Here is a 16,980-nt window from a genome sequence, read left to right as displayed (position 1 = left end):
ACGCATCGCCAGGCAAGCGCCAATATTCACACCTGCATCACCCCCATCACCTTATCGAGCGTCACCGGCAGATCGCGTACGCGCACGCCGGTCGCGTGATACACGGCATTCGCGATCGCCGCCGGCACGCCGGTGATGCCGATCTCGCCGATGCCGCGCACGCCGAGCGAGTTGATGTGCGGATCAGGCACATCGATGAACGTGACGTCGAGCGAACTGATATCGGCATTCACCGGTACGTGGTACTCGGCGAGATTTGCGTTAGTGAAACGCCCGTAGCGCGTATCGAGCAAGGTCTCTTCCTGCAGTGCCGCCCCCACGCCCCATACCATGCCGCCCATCAACTGGCTGCGCGCGGTCTTCTCGTTCAGCACGCGCCCGGTGTCGTACACGCCGACGATGCGCGCCACGCGAATCGTGCCGAGGTCGGCATCGACATGCACTTCGACGAACACCGCGCCAAACGAGTGAAACGAGTACTTTTGCTTCTCGTCGCCGGGTTTGACCGTCGAGGTGGCTTCGATCGGCTTGCCGCCTGAGCGCGCGATGATCGCCGCCGCCGGATCGCGCTTCGCCGGTTGCGAGCGGCTCCTGACCCAGCCGTTTTCGACCGTGATGTCCTTGAGTGCGATGCCGTGCACGGGCGACGCTTCATCGGCCAGCGCCAACGCGATCAACTGATTGCGCACCTGGGTCGAGGCATCGCGCACGGCGGGTGAGACACTCGCCGCCGATTGCGAGCCGCCCGAACCCGGCGCTTTCGGCAGCGACGAATCGCCGAGCGCGAAGTGGATGTTGTCCGGCGCGAAGCCGAGGGCGTCGGCGGCAACCTGAGTCATCACCGTATAGGTGCCGGTGCCGAGGTCCTGCGTGCCGGAGGCGACCATGGCGCTGCCGTCCGGCAGAATCCGCGCGATGGCCGAGGCTTCGCTGCGGTTGGCCGGATAGGTCGCGGTCGCCATGCCCATGCCAATCAGCGTGTTGCCGTTGCGCATCGAACGCGGCGTGCTGGTGCGCCGCGACCAGCCGAATTTCTCCGCGCCAATCTGATAGCACTCGCGCAAGGATTTGCCCGACCACGGTTTGTTCTCCTGCGGATCGGCATCGGCGTAATTCTTGAGACGTAGCGCGAGCGGGTCCATCTTCAGCGCCACCGCGAGTTCGTCCATCGCCGATTCGATCGCGAATGAGCCGGTCGTTTCACCGGGCGCGCGCGTGAAGGTCGGCGTGCCGAGATTCATCGGCACGATCCGGTGTGTGGTGACCTGATTGGGCACCGTGTACAGCATGCGCGTGACCATGCAGCAGGTCTCGGTCCAGTCTTCGATCATCGAGGTGTGAGAGATGCTGTCGTGGCGCATCGCGGTCAGTGTGCCGTCGCGCCGGGCGGCGATCACGAAATGCTGCTCGGTACACGGACGCGCGCCGACCGGGCCGAACATCTGCGGCCGTTCCAGCGCGAGGCGCACTGGACGCCCGGTCTGTTTCGCCGCCATCGCGCACAGCGACACATGCGACCACGACGAGCCCTTGCAACCGAAACCGCCGCCGATAAACGGCGAAATCACGCGCACGTCGCCGGGTGAGATGCCCAGTGTTTTAGCGACCGCCAGCGCCGCGCCGCTGACGCCTTGCGTCGAGTCGTAGAGGATGAGTTGCGGGCCGTCCCAACGCGCCATCGTGGCGTGCGGCTCCATCGGGTTGTGATGCTCGATCGGCGTGGTGTAGACGGCGTCGACGTGGACCGTGCCGCTGCGCATACCGTCGTCGAAATCGCCGCGCTGCGTGTCGGTGGTGCGGCCTTGCGGTTTGTCAGGCGCATGTCCGTTCGGCTTGGCCTGCGCGAAGTCGAGCGTCGCGGCCGTGCTCTGATAGGTAATGCGCAGCTGGCGCGCCGCGTCGCTTGCATGTTCCAGCGTATCGGCGACCACCACCGCGACCGGCTCGTTGTTGTAGTGAATCTGGTTGTCTTGCAGCAGCGACAGGCGGCGGCCGGCCGGTGGCGCCAAGGCGGATTTGCCGCCGTTCGGCAGACGCGGCGCGTTCTGATACGTCATCACCAGCAGCACACCGGGCAGCGCTTGCGCACGGCTCGCATCGATCGACGCAATCGTGCCGCGTGCAATAGTGCTGGTGACAAGTACCGCATGCGCGAGCCGCGCCTCGGGGAACTCGGCGGCGTAGCGCGCTTCGCCGGTGACTTTCAGCAGACCGTCGATGCGGTCGAGCGGTTGACCGATCAGATTCATACGACACCTCCGCTGCGGCCCGCGGCCTGGTTCACTGCGCGCACGATCGCGCGTTGCGCGAGCTGCACCTTGAAACGATTGTCATACTGCGGCCTCGCATCGCGTAGCGCGGCGGCAGCGGCGTCGTGCAGCCTTGCCTGCGTGAGCGGCTGGCCGTTGAGCATCTGCTCGGCGGCGCTCGCACGCCACGGCTTGTGCGCGACGCCGCCCAGCGCGATGCGCGCGGTTGTCACGCGCTCGCCGTCCATCTGCAAGGCGGCGGCCACCGAGACCAGCGCAAATGCGTAACTGGCCCGGTCACGCACTTTCAGATAGTGAGCGTTCGCGCTGAACAACGGTGGCGGCAGGTCGACCGCGGTAATCAATTCGCCCGCTTGCAATGTCGTATCGACATCGGGCCGGTCACCCGGGAGCCGATGAAAATCAGCAAACGCAATCGTCCGCTCGCCTGCGGGGCCATTGACGCGCACCACGGCGTCGAGCGCGGCAAGCGCCACGCTCATATCCGACGGATTCACGGCGATGCATTGCGGACTCGTACCGAGAATCGCGTGCGTGCGATTGTGGCCGTCGAGCGCCGCGCAGCCGCTGCCGGGCATGCGCTTATTGCACTGCGTGAAAGCGGTGTCGTAAAAGTAGCCGCAGCGGGTGCGTTGCAACAGATTGCCGCCCACCGTCGCCATATTGCGCAGTTGCGACGACGCACCCGCCAGAAATGCTTGCGACAGCAACGGGTATTGTTCGCGCACCAGCGCGTGATTGGCCGCGTCGCTGTTGCGCACCAGGGCGCCGATACGGATGCCGCCATCCGGCAGTGTGGTGACCGTATCGAGCCCGCTAATGTGCGTGATATCGATGAGCCGCAGCGGCCGCGCCACGCCGCCCTTCATCAAGTCGAGCAGATTGGTGCCGCCGCCGATGAACACCGCGCCCGGTTGCTGCGCCGCGCGCACGGCGCCAGCGACATCGCCGGCGCGTTCGTAAGAGATCGCATCCATGCTGGTCGCTCCGTCAGGCGTTGGCGTCGTTGCGGCTGGTGCCGCTGCTGCTGTTGCTACTATTGCTACTGTTATCGCTTGCGCTGTTTTGCCCGCCGCCCTCATGCACGGCGCGCACCGCCGCGACGATATTCGCGTACGCGCCGCAGCGGCAGATGTTGCCGCTCATGCGTTCGCGGATCTCGTCGTCGGATAGTCGTGGCGGGCGGCTGCGGACATCTACGGTCACGGTGCTGGCCGTGCCATTGCGGAATTCGTTCAGGAGGGCAGTCGCGGAACACAACTGCCCGGGCGTACAGTAGCCGCACTGGAACGCATCGTGTTCGATGAAGGCCCGTTGCATCGGACTCAGCACGCCGTTACTGGCGAGTCCTTCAACCGTCGTGAGGTTTTCGCCTTCGTGCATTACGGCGAGCGTCAGGCAGGAATTGATGCGACGGCCGTCGGCGATCACCGTGCATGCGCCGCATTGCCCGCGGTCGCAGCCTTTCTTCGTGCCCATCAGGCCCGCGTATTCGCGCAGCGCATCGAGCAAGGTCACGCGCGCTTCGAGTTGCAGCGTGTAGGCGCGGCCGTTGACGGTCAGTGTGACCGGGCGGCCCGGCACGGGTGCGCGAGCTTCGGCGGAAGGCGGTGCGGTGGGGGTTTGCGTTTGTGCGCGCAGATGCGGCGCCGCGCCGACCGTGGCGGCAGCGGCAGCCGATTGCAGAAAGCGGCGGCGCGATGGTTGGGGTGGCGCGGCGGCGGGCGCGTCGCCCGAATCGTGAAGTTCGTTCTTCGTGGACATGGCGGTCTGCTCGCTCCATTGAAAGGTCAATGCAGGCTTGCGACATACGGGTATCCGACATGCGAGTGTCCGTCATGCGGATACTCGATGCTTTGGCATCCAGAGCGTCGCGGTCGAACTCATCAGTCAGCAATTTCGGTGCCGTTGCGAACGCAACGGCATGTCGACGCGGCGCACCCGAATCATCCGTGAGCCAGCCGTAAGCCAACAGTGAATCGCGGTGAACGGGATCGAATCGTGGAGAGTGCAACTAAATGCCGCAGCGCGCGTCAAGCATGGACGTTGCGCTTAACGAACAGGAAAGTAAATACGCGAAGGCGTCTTCATTCTTAGTGCAAAAAGAAAGACTGTTTTGTGTAGGACGAGGAGTCCCCTCGATCAGGCGTCGGGCCAGCGGCGCAGCAGATTGTGATAAATGCCGGTGAGACTTGCCACACTTGCATCGTTCGAGTCTTGTTCAGCGGCCAAACGTTGCACGTCGTTGTCGAGTTGGAACAGCATGGCGCGTTCGCCGTCGTCGCGCACCATGCTCTGGATCCAGAAGGCGCTCAGTCGCGAGCCCGTTCCGGATGGCGAAGACGCGAATGATTGCGACCGTAGAGCCCATAGATGATGAGCCCGATCACGAGCCAGACGAACAGCCGCAACCAGGTAACAAGCGGCAGCCCCGCCATCAGCAGCAGGCAAAACAGAATCCCGAGGACTGGTATCACCGGCACGCCCGGCGCGCGGAACGGCCTGGAGGCTCCCGCGTCGCTGCGGCGTAGATAGATCACGGCGCCGCAGACGAGGATGAACGCGAACAGAGTGCCGATGCTGACCATCTCGCCCAGCACGTTGATCGGCGTGAATGCCGCCACGATCGCGACGATGGCGCCGATCATCATCTGGCTCAGATGAGGTGTTTGCAGACGCGGGTGGACGCGCGCGAACAGCTGCGGCAGGAGGCCGTCCTGTGACATGGTGAAGAAGATGCGGCTCTGGCCATACAGCAGCACCAGTACCACGGTCGTCAAGCCAGTCAGCGCGCCGATCTTGATGAGCACGGAAAACCACGTGACGCCGATCGCATCGACACCTTTCGCGATCGGATCCGGGACGTTGAGCTGGGCATAGGGAACGAGTCCAGTTAGCACCCCGGCGACCGCAATGTAGAGCACCGTGCAGATCGCCAGCGAACCGAGAATGCCGATCGGCATGTCGATTTTCTGCTTGCGTGCCTCCTGGGCCGCGGTGGACACCACATCGAAGCCGATGAAAGCGAAGAATACGACGGCCGATCCGCGGAGGCAACCGGCTCACAATGTAGCCTGACCAGCCGACCGCAACGGTCGCCGCACCCATCGCATATTCGAGGATCAGATCCCAACCGATGACCCATGCGAATAGTTCGCCGAGCGTGGCATAGGTGTAGGTATAACTGCTGCCGCAGACCGGCAGCATGGCAGCCAGTTCGGAGTAGCAGAGTCCGACAACGCGCAGGCAATCCCGCCGAGGACAAACGAAAGAATGATGCTCGGCCCCGCATAGTGGGCCGCGGCCGTGCCGGTCAGGACAAAGATGCCGGCGCCGACGATCGCGCCGATACCCATCGCCGTAATACTGAGCGCGCCCAACGACTTCGACAACTGGCGTTCCCCGCCCTCCGCGCTTGCGACAATATCCGCGATGGATTTGCGCGCCATATAACTGGTGTCGCCCATGATGAGTCGTCCTGTTCGGATGTGGGCGAATCCGGGATCGAATCGATCCGTGACGCACTGCAATAAGCGACTTCTTTAAAGGCGACCGACACTGTTGATGCTGCGGTTGAAGAGGGAGCTGACGAATTCAGTCTGGTCCGGTTTTAATCGGTCAGGGACTGAAGATGGATGTGTGAATGCAGAAGCGGCCTTGCGCGTGAACCGCAAGGCCGCGTTTCAATCAGCAGAGTTCTGATCAATCGATGCCGTGAAACACTGCATCGTCCGGACCGAGATAGGCGGGCGGGCGCCACGCGGCGTCGCGCATCGAATGCTGGACGAGTTTTTCGACACCCAGCAGCACTGCGAAAATCGCCATCCGCACCGGAATGCCGTTATCGGTTTGCCGGAAAATCGCGAGGCGCGAATCATGGTTCAGATCGACGCTCAGATCGTTCGCGCCCGGCCGGCTGTCGCGTGGCAGCGGGTGCATGATCAGCGTGTCGGCGCCGCATACGCTGTCCATCAGCGCCTGATTGATCTGGAAGTCCGGCGTGTAGCCTTCGAACGATTCGTCGGTGAAGCGCTCTTTCTGGATGCGTGTGGCGTACACCACGTCGGCGCCGCGCAGCCCGGCGGGCAGATCGTGGGTCTGCTCGATCACGTGATCGTTGCGCGAGATCTGCTCGATGATGTAGCTCGGCATTTCGAGCATGGGCGGCGAGATCAGGGTGAACTTGATGCCGCGATACAGCGCCAGCAGTTTGACTAGCGAATGCACCGTGCGGCCATATTTCAGGTCGCCGACCAGCGCGATATGCGCACCGTCGACGATCTTGCCCAGCCGCGAAAACTCGCGCTGGATCGTGTACAGGTCGAGCAGCGCCTGGCTCGGATGCTCGCCCGGACCGTCGCCGCCGTTGATCACCGGCACGTTGGTGGCGCGCGCGAATTCGGCCACCGAGCCTTGCTCCGGATGACGGATCACCAGTGCATCCACGTAGCCGCTCATCACGCGGCTGGTGTCGTAGATCGACTCGCCCTTTGCCATCGACGAAAACGTGAAGCCGGTGGTGTCGCACACCGAGCCGCCGAGCCGGCAGAACGCCGCGCCAAAGCTCACGCGGGTGCGGGTGCTGGCTTCGAAAAACAGATTGCCGAGCACCGCGCCCTCGAGCACGCGGGAGATTTTCCGGCGCCGTGCGATCGGCTGCATGATGTCGGCGACGCGAAACAGCGCCTCGACGGAGTCGCGCGAGAACTGATCGACCGACAGCAGTTGCGGCTTGCCCTCGAACAACATCTGGCTCGCCAGTGATTGTGAGTCTACGCTTTGCGTATACTTCTCGCCTGGCTCACCGTGGACGGCGATTTCCGACACGAAACGCTCGACAATTTCGGGCATGGCGCGCGATTCCTGCGAATCGTCCGGCAGCAGCCAGGTGTCGAGCGCCCGGCGCGATACGCCGATACGACTCGCGAACGTGTCGCGGGTCATGTTCATGCGACGCATCGCATCGCGTAGGAAGGCTTGTTGCGGGACGCTCATGCAGGCACCTTTTGGAAGTGGGTCGCGCACCGGTCATGTACGCGGTGCGTATATTAGTTTCCCTGTCGCAGAAGTCAAGCAATTTTGCGTGAGTTTTGCAAACGCGCTTTGCAAACCCACGCTTTGCAAACCCACGCTTTGCAAACCCACGCCACACGCGGTTACACTGCGATTCATGCATCCTGGCCAACCGCTCCGACTCCGCCCGTTAAGCCCGGCACGTCTCGCTTTTGCGAGCGCCGCGGTCGCACGCGCGAATCTCGCGAGCCTTAGCGCCAAAGCCAAAAAACAGCCGCTCACCTGACCGGAGCCGCTGTTCCGTCAGATGTGCGACGGAACAGCCGGTCAACGCCCGCCTGCGGCATTCCCTGTTTTTCCTTCCTCGCACCGCTGATCGGAATCGATACGGTCGCCAGCGAGGTAAAGACATGTCTACTTTTTCGGGTATCTGGGTTCCGCTCATCACGCCATTCGCCGACGGCGCGGTGGATCACATCGCGCTGCGCACGCTGGTGCGCCGCTATGCCGGCGCGGGCATTGCCGGGCTGGTCGCGCTCGGCACGACCGGCGAGCCGGCCACGCTCGACCCCGCCGAGCAGGACGCCGTGCTCGCAACGATTCTCGACGAAGCGCAGGCGCAAGCCGAGGCGCAAGCGCAAACCGAGGCGCAAGCGCAAACCGAAGCGCAGGCACAAACGCAGGCGCACGCTCAGGCGCTGCCAGTGCTGGTTGGTGTGTCGGGCAATCACACGGCGAGCATGCGCGAGCGCATCGAGCAACTGAACGCACTGCCGATAGCTGGTGTGCTGATGGCCGCGCCATACTACATCCGGCCTTCGCAAGCGGGCATCGTTGGGCATTTCACGGTGCTTGCCGATGCGAGCGACAAGCCCGTCGTGCTATACGACATTCCCTATCGAACCGGCGTGCGGCTCGAACTCGACACGCTCCTGACGCTCGCCGCGCATCCGCGGATTCAGGCGGTGAAGGATTGCGCCGGTTCGCTCGACACCACGCTCGCGCTGATTCGCGACGGCCGCTTGCAGGTGCTCGCCGGCGAAGACATCAATATTTTCAACACCTTGTGCCTGGGTGGGAGCGGGGCGATCGCGGCCTCGGCGCATGTGCGGCCCGAGCAGTTCGTCGCGCTGTATCGCGCGCTATCGGCCGGGCGGCTCGACAAAGGACGGCGCATTTTTCAAGAACTCGCGCCGCTGATCCAGGCGCTGTTCGCCGAACCGAATCCGGCACCGGTGAAGGCCCTGCTCGCAGCGCTTGGTCTGATACGCGATGAGTTGCGTATGCCGATGACGTGTGCCGGCGATGCGCTGGTCGCGCGGCTCAGGGAATTGGCAGGGCTTGAGCGGATAGAGGTGCACGTGGCGGTATTGTCGGCGTGACTGCGGATGCGCATGCCGTGGGCATCGGCAGACGACGCGCACGGCAAGCGCATCTTGTCCGGACTCAAGTTTGGCGGGCCGCATCCGGCAAACGGTATCTTGCGTCTGGCGAATGGCATCTCGCACTGCCATCTGTATTTGAGATGATGGTTCGTGATGCCAGGCGATAATCGGCGCCCTTTGTCCACTATCTCCACCGGTATGTTGTCCGGTTGATGCCGCATGCAGTTAGTCTCGTCCGCCGATCTCCTGTCCCGCTTTAGCGCACTCAACACGTCTGGCACGTTCAGCGCGTTTAGCACGCCGAACACGCCGAACACGCCGAACACGCCGAACACGCCGAACACGCCGAACGTGCCGAACGTGCGTCGTGCCGCTCCTGTGAAACCGCGCACCTGCCGCCTCGCACGCGCCGGGAGCCGCTGATGTCCTCCGTGTTTCGCGTCGGGAGTCAGCTTTCCAGCGGCTCGATCAGCTTCGTCACGCGCCGTACCGCGCTGACCATCGCGGTAAGCACCGCCTTCGGCGCGGCGGCGCTGGCGCTCGCCGCGGGCATCGTGATCGGCACGCACTGGCCGGCGCATGGCGGTTTCAACGATCGGGCGGCGAGCCGTGTCGAGCACGACTATGCGATCGATCAACTTGGCAAGCTGAACGCGTCCGTGGCGCAGATCGAACCGCGCATCGCGCGCCTGACGATGCAGGTCGGCGCGTTGCGCAACTTCGAGGCACGTCTGAATACACCGCGGCCAGCGCCGCGCGCACCCGCCACGCCGACCACACCCGCCGCGCCGGGCGCCGCCTCTGAACCCGACCTGTCCGCGACCGACGGCGAAGGCGAGGGCGGCCCCTCCTTGCCGCCGCGTCGCTGTACAGATGTCTTGCCGAAACCCCTCGAATACATAAAACCTGAAAACCTGGTGGATTCGTCGGTCGGACAGCCAGAACCGTCGCGCGCTTCGGCCGTTCATGCCGATGCCGAGCGTACCCGACAGCAACTGGATTGCATCGCCGCGACGCTGTCCGCGCTCGAGCAACAAACCGCCAATCACGCAGTCGCGTACGCCGCCTTTCCCGGCCGCATGCCCGCCGACGGCGCGCGCTTCGGCTCGCCGTTCGGCAACCGTACCGATCCGTTCACGCATCGATTGAGTTTTCATCCGGGCATCGACCTGGTCGCCAAAACCGGTACACCGATTCTTGCGGCGGCGGGCGGCCGGGTGATCTTCGCCGGCGAGAAATCCGGCTATGGCAACGCGGTCGAAATCGATCACGGCAATGGCCTCGTGACCCGTTACGGCCACGCGTCGCGCATCGTCGTGCATGTCGGCGATCTGGTGCTGCCGCGCCAGTATGTCGCCGACGTCGGCTCGACCGGCCGCTCCACCGGTCCCCATCTGCATTTCGAAGTGCTGGTCAACGGCGCACCGGTCGATCCGGCCGCCTACCTCGCGCTATTCGCGCCCACGCCCCATGGTTGAACGACGTTTTCCCCGCGATGCGGGCAGTCTGACCCACCGCGCCTATACGTTGCAGCCTGCGCGGCCGCTCGTTCTTCGCGTGATCCAGTGGGTTGCGGTGTGCGCGCTTGGCGTGGCAGGCGGCGCGGTGGCCGTTACGGCATGGCACGCGCAGCGCTCCGGCACAGCGGCTGATCAATGCAACGCGGCGCCTGCGGATGAGGGCAGCGAACAGACAGAACTTGCCCGTACGCGGCTCGCACTCGCGCAGGAATCGGCGGCGCGGGCCGCGGTGCAGAAAACCGCGGACGGCGCCGCTGCCGAGGTTGCGCGAATGAACGCCGAATTGCAGTTTCTCCACGGCCAGAGCAAGACGAGGCCGCCGGCGTCGCGCCGCTGACCGGCACTCCGGAGCGTCACCCGGATAGCATCACGCGACGAACATTTTCATTTCCCAAGAGATACTTATGTTCAGCAAGAAAAAAACCGTCGGCATCCAGCAGACCAAGCTCGCCACCCTCATCGCACACGACGTGCGGATCACGGGCGACCTCCTGTTCAGCGACGGCCTGCGCATGGACGGTCACGTGAAGGGCAACGTCAGCGGCGAGCCGGGGGCCCAGACGCTGCTGGTCCTGAGCGACCGCGGCTCGATCGAGGGCAACGTGCATGGCTATGACGTGGTGGTCAACGGCAGGATCGTCGGCGACGTGATCGCCGATCACTTCGTCGAGTTGCAGAGCAATGCGCATGTGACCGGCAACATCTACTACCAGCAGTTGCGGATGGATTGCGGCGCCTCGGTCGACGGCAAACTCACCAAGCGTGAAGCCGCGCAGGCGGTGACGCCGATTCTCGTGTCGGTGGCCGATACGGCACATGGGGAGCGCAAGGCCGGTTGAGCGGCTAAGCGGTTAGCCGGCCAAGTGCCCAGTACCAGGTACCAGGTACCAAGTACCAAGTACCAAGTACCAAGTACCAAGTACCAAGTACCAAGTACCAAGTACCAAGTACCAAGTACCAAGTACCAAAGGGCTAACCCGCCGCGCTCCTCATCAAACCAGCCACACCGTCTGGAACGTCGCCACGTCAATTTTCATGAGGTCTCCGGCAGCCAATCTGTCTGTTCCTGCTTATCGGTAAAGCGAGGCCACGCAGCGGGGCGCGTCATGAAGGACGACTGACGCGCGTAGCCATACGGGTTTCAAACGGTTCCGCAGGCTCATGCGGCCACTATTCTGTCACGCAGCAACTCGCTGAAATCGTCGGCGGTGAGTGGCTTGCCGAGCAGAAAGCCTTGCATCTCGTCGCACCTCATCGACTTGAGCATGTCGAGCTGCGACTCGGTTTCGACGCCTTCGGCCACGACGTCCATTTCCAGCGAGTGCGCGAGCGCAATGATCGCAGAGACGATCGCGCTGCCTTCCGGTCCGTGCGCGTCGAGCCCGTTGGTGAAGAAGCGGTCGATCTTCAACTGCTTGACGCGAAAGCGTTGCAGATAGGCGAGGCTGGAATAGCCGGTGCCGAAATCGTCGATGGCGATTTCAAAGCCGCTTGCCTGGAATTCGCGAATCATTTCGATGGTTTTCGGCGCGTCCTGCATCGCGACGGTCTCGGTGATCTCGAACATGATCTGCTCGCATTGCACGCCTGCGGCTTTGACGATCTCGAGCATCGTCGCGACGAGGCCGGGTTGCGACAACTGGCGCGGCGACAGATTGATCGCCACTCTAATCGACGGCAGGCCTTGCTCGATCCAGCGGCGAATCTGCCGGCAGGTTTCGCGCAACACCCAGTAGCCGATCTGCACGATCTGGCCTGAGCGCTCGGCAATCGGAATGAACTCGAGCGGCGCCAACATGCCGAGCTGCGGATGATGCAGGCGGATCAGCGCTTCGGCACCCGCCAGCGCGTCGCCATTGCCCTGGAACTTCGGCTGGAAATGCAGCGAGAAATGGCCGGCGGTGAGCGCTTCGTGCAGCGCACTTTGAATTTGCAGCGTGCGCGTCGCGGCTTCGTTCATGCTTTGTTCGAAGAAGCGATAGGTGCTGCGGCCGCCGCGCTTGGCTTCGTACATGGCCACGTCGGCGTGTTTGAGCAGCGTGTCGACGGTATCGCCGTCGTGCGGATAGAGCGCGATGCCGATGCTCGGCATCACCTGCAGCGGTTGCGTATCGGTCCATACGCCCTGGCGCATCCGGTCGAGCACACCTTCGGCCATCGTGCCGGCGGCTTCGCGTGAAGCCAGGTTCTCGGACAACACGACGAATTCGTCGCCGCCCAGACGAGCGACGGTGTCGCTCGCGCGCACGCACAGCTGAAGGCGCTGGGCGAATGCGGACAGCACTTCGTCGCCGGCCGAGTGGCCGAGTGAATCATTGATGGTCTTGAAGCCGTCGAGATCCATGAACAGAATCGCGAACAGCGAGCGCTGCCGGCGCGCGTCAAGGATCGCGCGTTCAATGCGTTCGGTGAGCGTGCTGCGATTGGGCAGGCCCGTCAGCGTATCGAGCGTGGCGAGCCGCACGACCTGACTATTCAGTTTCGACACCGCGCCGACCAGAACACTGGTGCGTGCATCGAAACGCGACAGCAGCAGCGTGACGATCAGGATCGCGAAGGTAAAGAGGATCACCGAGGTGGCGAGCCACGCTGCATTCACGCCTCTCGCCGCGCCGCACACGGCGCCGCCCGGAAACTCGGCGGCCGCCATGCCGGCGTAATGCATGCCGCTGATCGCGACGCCCATCACCAGCGCCGCGATGAAACGTTTGCGTATCACGTGGCGTTCGTCGCCGTTACTGAGTGCGCGCGCCAGCCACAGCGCGGCGGTCGACGCGCCGATCGCGATCGCCAGCGAGCCTGCCAGCCAGGCCGGCTGATAGTGGATGCCCGGCGTCATTTGCAGCGCAGCCATGCCGGTGTAGTGCATGGCTGCGATGCCGAAACCCATCAGTACGCCGCCCGCCACGAGCCGAAGCGGCGTGAGCCGCGCGTGAGTCGTCACGACCAGCGCCAGATACGAGACGCCGATTGCGAGTCCAAGGGAACAAGCGGTCGTCGCGAAATCGTAGCCGAGCGGAATCGGCAGGGAGAAGGCGAGCATCGCGATGAAGTGCATCGACCAGATGCCGACACCGAGCGCCGCCGCGCCGCCCAGCCGCCACGCGTGTCGCCGACGTGCCGAGGCCAGCAGGAAGATGCGGCCGGTCAAATCGAGCGCCGTGTACGACGCCAGCGCTGCGACGACAAACGAGATTGCGACTAGCCAAAAATTGTATGAGCTCTGCATGTTAAGTCCAACCGCGAGAGGGGATGCGGCTGATCTTGTTATCGACAGTTGGCGGCGTTTATTTAATTGATTTGCGATATGTCGGTCACACATCGCCTCGGCTAGCCTTGTGTCCGCAGTTGACCAGTGATCATATCTCAATCTAGAATCGGTATGACGTCAATCGGCAAGTGGTGCTACCACTGACGCTTCACATATCGCGAAGATCGTTGTGACCACTGGATTCGGCTACCGACCATGTCAATACCTCAAGAGCTCAAGACCATCATCTCGACTGGCTCGCTGTCTTTTCCCGTCACCGGATTCGAATCACAAGCGTCCCGGCACCCAATGTGTGCCGCCTTTATGCGGCATGGCTTGATTTAATTTTGAATGGTTGACTTGAGATAATATCTCTAGCTAGGATATGTTATGACAACATGCTGCGGGGACAACGATATGTTGGGGAGCAAGGGGATTGGCGGCGCAGCGTTCATGCTGCGCGACGGTTTGCGCGGCGTGCCGCCGGGTCAGTCGGGAGTGCGATCTGACGAGGTTGCCCAGTTTGATTGGCAGCCGTTCGACGGAAAGATGAGTCTGCCGCTGCTTTCACTCGATCTCGATGCGTACTCGGGCAACCGGTCCGCGATGATAAAAATCTGCCAGCACTTTGGGATATCGATTGCGCCGCATGCGAAGACCCCGATGTCCCCGGCGCTGGCAGCCGATCTGGTCGAAAACGGCGCGTGGGCGATATCGGTCGCGGACATCAGGCAGGCTGCGATCATGCTCGATAGCGGCCTTACCAGGATAGTGATTGCGAATGAAATCGGTGGCCGCAACGCAATCAAACGCCTTGCGCATCTTCTGTCTCGATTCCCGACCGCGGAAGTCCATGTGTTTGTCGACTCGGCAGACTTCGTCGAGGCGTTGGATTCCGTATGGCGGCAGGACCCGAATCTTCCGGCGCTTGGTTTGCTGCTGGAAGTCGGTTGCGGCAGAGGTGGGGTGCAAACCCACACGCAAGTCGATGGCATCGTCCGCGCGGTGGAGCGTTGTGACAATGAGCGGCTCAGTTTCTCCGGCGTCGCAACTTATGAAGGCACCGCGAACACCCCCGATGCTGCCCAACTGAAGATCAATCTGGACCAGCTCTTCCAGCGAGTCGAAGCCGCACTGACGGCCGTGCGGAAATCAGTAGCGCCGAACAAGCGCCTGATTTTGACCGCTGGCGGCTCCAGCTTGTTCGACCATGTGATTACCCGTTCTCTGCCGATCATCGCGGCGGATCGTGATTGCGTACTTGTCTTGCGGTGCGGCGCCGTGTTTTTCTGCGACCACGGGCCGATTTCAGCTCGCCTGCAGGCGATGGCGCAACGGAGTTTGCTGGGAGACGCGGTGACGGACGTCATTGCCCACGCATTCAAGCCGACCCTGCGCATCTGGGCGGAAGTGCTGTCCGTTCACGACGACGTCGCGATCTGCGGGCTGGGCTTGCGCGATGTGGCGCACGATCAGGGGCTGCCGATTCCATTGCGAGTATGGACTGACGGCAAGCTTCGATTGACATTCCCGACGTCATCAAGCGTACCGAAACTCAACGATCAGCATGCGTTCGTTCCTTGCGCCGGTACCAATCTTCGCGTTGGCGACGTGATCGAGTTCGGCATTTGTCATCCCTGCACGACGCTGGACAAGCACAGCGTGATCTACGGACTCGACGGTGAGGCCAAGGTCGCAAGCGTATTCCCGACGTTCTTCGGCTGAAGGGGCCCTTGCTTTCTGCCGCGCGCCAAATTATTTGGGAGTCTGGATCTGATGATTTCGCTTCAATCTGTCAGCAAATGGTACGGGCAGCACAAGGTCCTCAGCGACTGTACGCTGAATGTGGAAAAAGGCGAGGTGGTGGTGGTGTGCGGACCGTCCGGATCCGGAAAGAGCACGCTGATTCGGTGTGTCAACGGACTCGAGGAAATCCAGCAAGGCGTCATTACCGTCGATGGCTGCAAGGTCACGCCAAGGCATAAAGATTTGCTGAAGCTGCGCAGAAAGATTTCGATGGTGTTTCAAAGCTTCGAGCTGTATCCGCATAAAAAAGTGATCGACAATCTGACGCTTGCTCCCGTCGTTGCGCTTGGAAAAGACAGAAGCGATGCCGAGCACTACGCGCGAGAGCTGCTTGAGCGGGTTGGCATGGCTGCGTTCGCCGAACGCTGGCCCGGCAACTTGTCTGGCGGGCAGCAACAGCGCGTGGCGATCGCGCGGGCTTTGGCTGGAGACCCTATCGCGGTGCTGTTCGACGAGCCGACATCCGCACTCGATCCAGAAATGATCAACGAAGTCCTGGAAGTGATGGCCAACCTCGCGAAAACCAGCATGACGATGATTGTCGTCACGCACGAAATGGGATTTGCGCGCCGCGTTGCCGACCGCATCGTCTTCATGGAAAGCGGCGTGATTATCGAAGACACGCCGGCGGACACTTTCTTCCGTCAGCCGAAAAGCGAGCGTGCGGCAAGGTTCATCGAAAAGATTCTCTCGCATTAGTGGGCGTCAAGTCACGCCGGCGTCGTCGTCAGTGAATCGATCGGACTGCGACGTGGCGAAGCGTTGGTATGGCTACATCAAATGAGGAGCTGACAATCGTGGCGAAAAAGAATCTGGGTTTGGCGAAGCAGACCGGCAGACGGTCTTTCCTTGCGTCGTCGGGGACACTCGGTCTGGGTGCATGTCTGGCAGTCTGTGCGCCCGCGCATGCCGCTGACGGCGCCGAAGACACGCTCGATAAAATCAGGCGGACCGGTGTCTTTAACATCGGCTTGCGAGAAGCCGCCCCTCCCTATAGTTTCAAGAACACGAGCGGTCAGTATGTCGGGTTTTCCACCGAGATCGCTAATGCGATTTACCAGGCGATCGGCCACGAGTTGGGTGGCGATATCAAGGTCAATTACGTGCCGCTGACGAGCGCGACCCGAATCGTGCTGCTGCAGAACGGCACGATAGACATCGAAGCCGGCGCAACAGTGATGACACTCAGCCGAGCGAAAGTCGTCGATTTCAGCATCCCGCATTTCGTCACGGCGACCGGTCTCCTGGTACGCGCGGACAGTCCGATCAAAAGTGTGGCCGACCTCGCCGGCAGGAGAGTCGGGATTCCGCAAGGCGGCCTCGAGTCCATCATGTATCAAGACGCGGTGACGCAGGGCAAGATCAAAGGCGCGGTTCGAACGTTGGCCTTCCCTGATCATGCGCAAGGGACAACGGCACTGCAGACGGGCATGATCGATGGCTATAGTACGGACAATCCTATCCTCTATCAGATAGCCAGCAGCACCACGGGCTTACGGGTTGTCTCGCTGAACCTGAATGCGGCGAGTCAGACCATGCTGATCCGCCCGGAGAGCTCGAAATTCAAAAGTATCGTCGACCGCACGATAGCCCAGCTGTGCAGCTCGGGGGCCTGGTTGAAGCTCTACGATACGTACTTCGGAAAGGGCGGGGCGCAGATGCCGTTGTCGGAGGCGAGCAAGGCGCTGGTGGCAATGAACTCGTGGCCCACCTGACACACCTCGCAATCATATCGT

At 62.5% G+C, this 16,980-nt stretch carries 14 protein-coding genes and 1 pseudogene; 8 read left to right on the top strand and 7 right to left on the bottom strand.

Going from position 1 to position 16,980, the window contains the following annotated elements:
* Positions 1-26 precede the first annotated feature (26 nt).
* The 6 genes and pseudogenes from P0D84_RS32970 to P0D84_RS32945 form a co-directional block, all read right to left on the bottom strand.
* A complete protein-coding gene (locus P0D84_RS32970; protein ID WP_408343621.1) occupies positions 27-2,249 on the bottom strand; it encodes a xanthine dehydrogenase family protein molybdopterin-binding subunit in 2,223 nt (740 codons plus the stop codon).
* A complete protein-coding gene (locus P0D84_RS32965) occupies positions 2,246-3,247 on the bottom strand; it encodes an FAD binding domain-containing protein (protein ID WP_408343619.1) in 1,002 nt (333 codons plus the stop codon). The genes P0D84_RS32970 and P0D84_RS32965 overlap by 4 nt, the downstream gene beginning before the upstream one ends.
* A 13-nt stretch (positions 3,248-3,260) precedes the next feature.
* Positions 3,261-4,034, bottom strand: a complete 774-nt coding sequence (locus P0D84_RS32960; RefSeq protein WP_408343617.1) for a 2Fe-2S iron-sulfur cluster-binding protein — start codon at positions 4,032-4,034, stop codon at positions 3,261-3,263.
* 378 nt (positions 4,035-4,412) lie between these two features.
* On the bottom strand, positions 4,413-4,562 hold the full coding sequence (locus P0D84_RS32955; RefSeq protein WP_408343615.1) for a hypothetical protein: 150 nt from the start codon (positions 4,560-4,562) through the stop codon (positions 4,413-4,415).
* Between the two features lie 20 nt (positions 4,563-4,582).
* Positions 4,583-5,737, bottom strand: a pseudogene (locus P0D84_RS32950) (amino acid permease).
* A 235-nt stretch (positions 5,738-5,972) separates the two neighbouring features.
* Positions 5,973-7,265, bottom strand: coding sequence for an aspartate carbamoyltransferase (locus tag P0D84_RS32945; RefSeq protein WP_323044328.1), 1,293 nt, complete (start codon positions 7,263-7,265; stop codon positions 5,973-5,975).
* Between the two features lie 428 nt (positions 7,266-7,693).
* Here P0D84_RS32945 and dapA point away from each other — a divergent pair, with 428 nt between their 5' ends.
* The 5 genes from dapA to P0D84_RS32920 all read left to right on the top strand — a co-directional run bounded on the left by dapA (position 7,694) and on the right by P0D84_RS32920 (position 11,027).
* Positions 7,694-8,665: a 4-hydroxy-tetrahydrodipicolinate synthase gene (dapA, locus tag P0D84_RS32940; protein ID WP_408343613.1), complete on the top strand. Its 972-nt coding sequence runs from the start codon at positions 7,694-7,696 to the stop codon at positions 8,663-8,665.
* Positions 8,666-8,887: 222 nt separating this feature from the next.
* Positions 8,888-9,091, top strand: coding sequence for a hypothetical protein (locus P0D84_RS32935; protein ID WP_408343611.1), 204 nt, complete (start codon positions 8,888-8,890; stop codon positions 9,089-9,091).
* Positions 9,091-10,146, top strand: a complete 1,056-nt coding sequence (locus tag P0D84_RS32930; RefSeq protein WP_408343609.1) for a M23 family metallopeptidase — start codon at positions 9,091-9,093, stop codon at positions 10,144-10,146. The genes P0D84_RS32935 and P0D84_RS32930 overlap by 1 nt, the downstream gene beginning before the upstream one ends.
* Entirely contained in the window at positions 10,139-10,525 is a 387-nt protein-coding gene (locus tag P0D84_RS32925; RefSeq protein WP_408343607.1) for a hypothetical protein, read from the top strand. Before P0D84_RS32930 ends, P0D84_RS32925 begins: the two co-directional genes overlap by 8 nt.
* 67 nt (positions 10,526-10,592) lie before the next feature.
* Positions 10,593-11,027 (top strand): bactofilin family protein, encoded by a 435-nt coding sequence (locus P0D84_RS32920; RefSeq protein WP_408343605.1) that lies wholly within the window; start codon positions 10,593-10,595, stop codon positions 11,025-11,027.
* 320 nt (positions 11,028-11,347) lie between these two features.
* On the opposite strand, the gene P0D84_RS32915 is transcribed toward P0D84_RS32920, so the two are convergent.
* Positions 11,348-13,510: a putative bifunctional diguanylate cyclase/phosphodiesterase gene (locus P0D84_RS32915; RefSeq protein ID WP_408343603.1), complete on the bottom strand. Its 2,163-nt coding sequence runs from the start codon at positions 13,508-13,510 to the stop codon at positions 11,348-11,350.
* A gap of 318 nt (positions 13,511-13,828) precedes the next feature.
* Here P0D84_RS32915 and P0D84_RS32910 point away from each other — a divergent pair, with 318 nt between their 5' ends.
* The 3 genes from P0D84_RS32910 (at position 13,829) to P0D84_RS32900 (ending at position 16,959) form a co-directional block, all read left to right on the top strand.
* The gene (locus P0D84_RS32910) at positions 13,829-15,163 is read left to right on the top strand and encodes an alanine racemase (RefSeq protein ID WP_408343601.1); all 1,335 of its coding nucleotides are present in this window, start codon (positions 13,829-13,831) and stop codon (positions 15,161-15,163) included.
* 51 nt (positions 15,164-15,214) lie between these two features.
* Positions 15,215-15,943: an amino acid ABC transporter ATP-binding protein gene (locus tag P0D84_RS32905; protein ID WP_408343598.1), complete on the top strand. Its 729-nt coding sequence runs from the start codon at positions 15,215-15,217 to the stop codon at positions 15,941-15,943.
* Between the two features lie 68 nt (positions 15,944-16,011).
* Entirely contained in the window at positions 16,012-16,959 is a 948-nt protein-coding gene (locus tag P0D84_RS32900) for an amino acid ABC transporter substrate-binding protein (RefSeq protein WP_408343597.1), read from the top strand.
* Positions 16,960-16,980 lie beyond the last annotated feature (21 nt).

Source organism: Paraburkholderia sp. RL17-337-BIB-A, assembly GCF_046025895.1.
Taxonomy (GTDB): Bacteria; Pseudomonadota; Gammaproteobacteria; order Burkholderiales; family Burkholderiaceae; genus Paraburkholderia; species Paraburkholderia fungorum_C.
The sequence above is the reverse complement of the archived record's forward strand: the minus strand, read 5'-3'. Positions and strand labels throughout refer to the sequence as shown.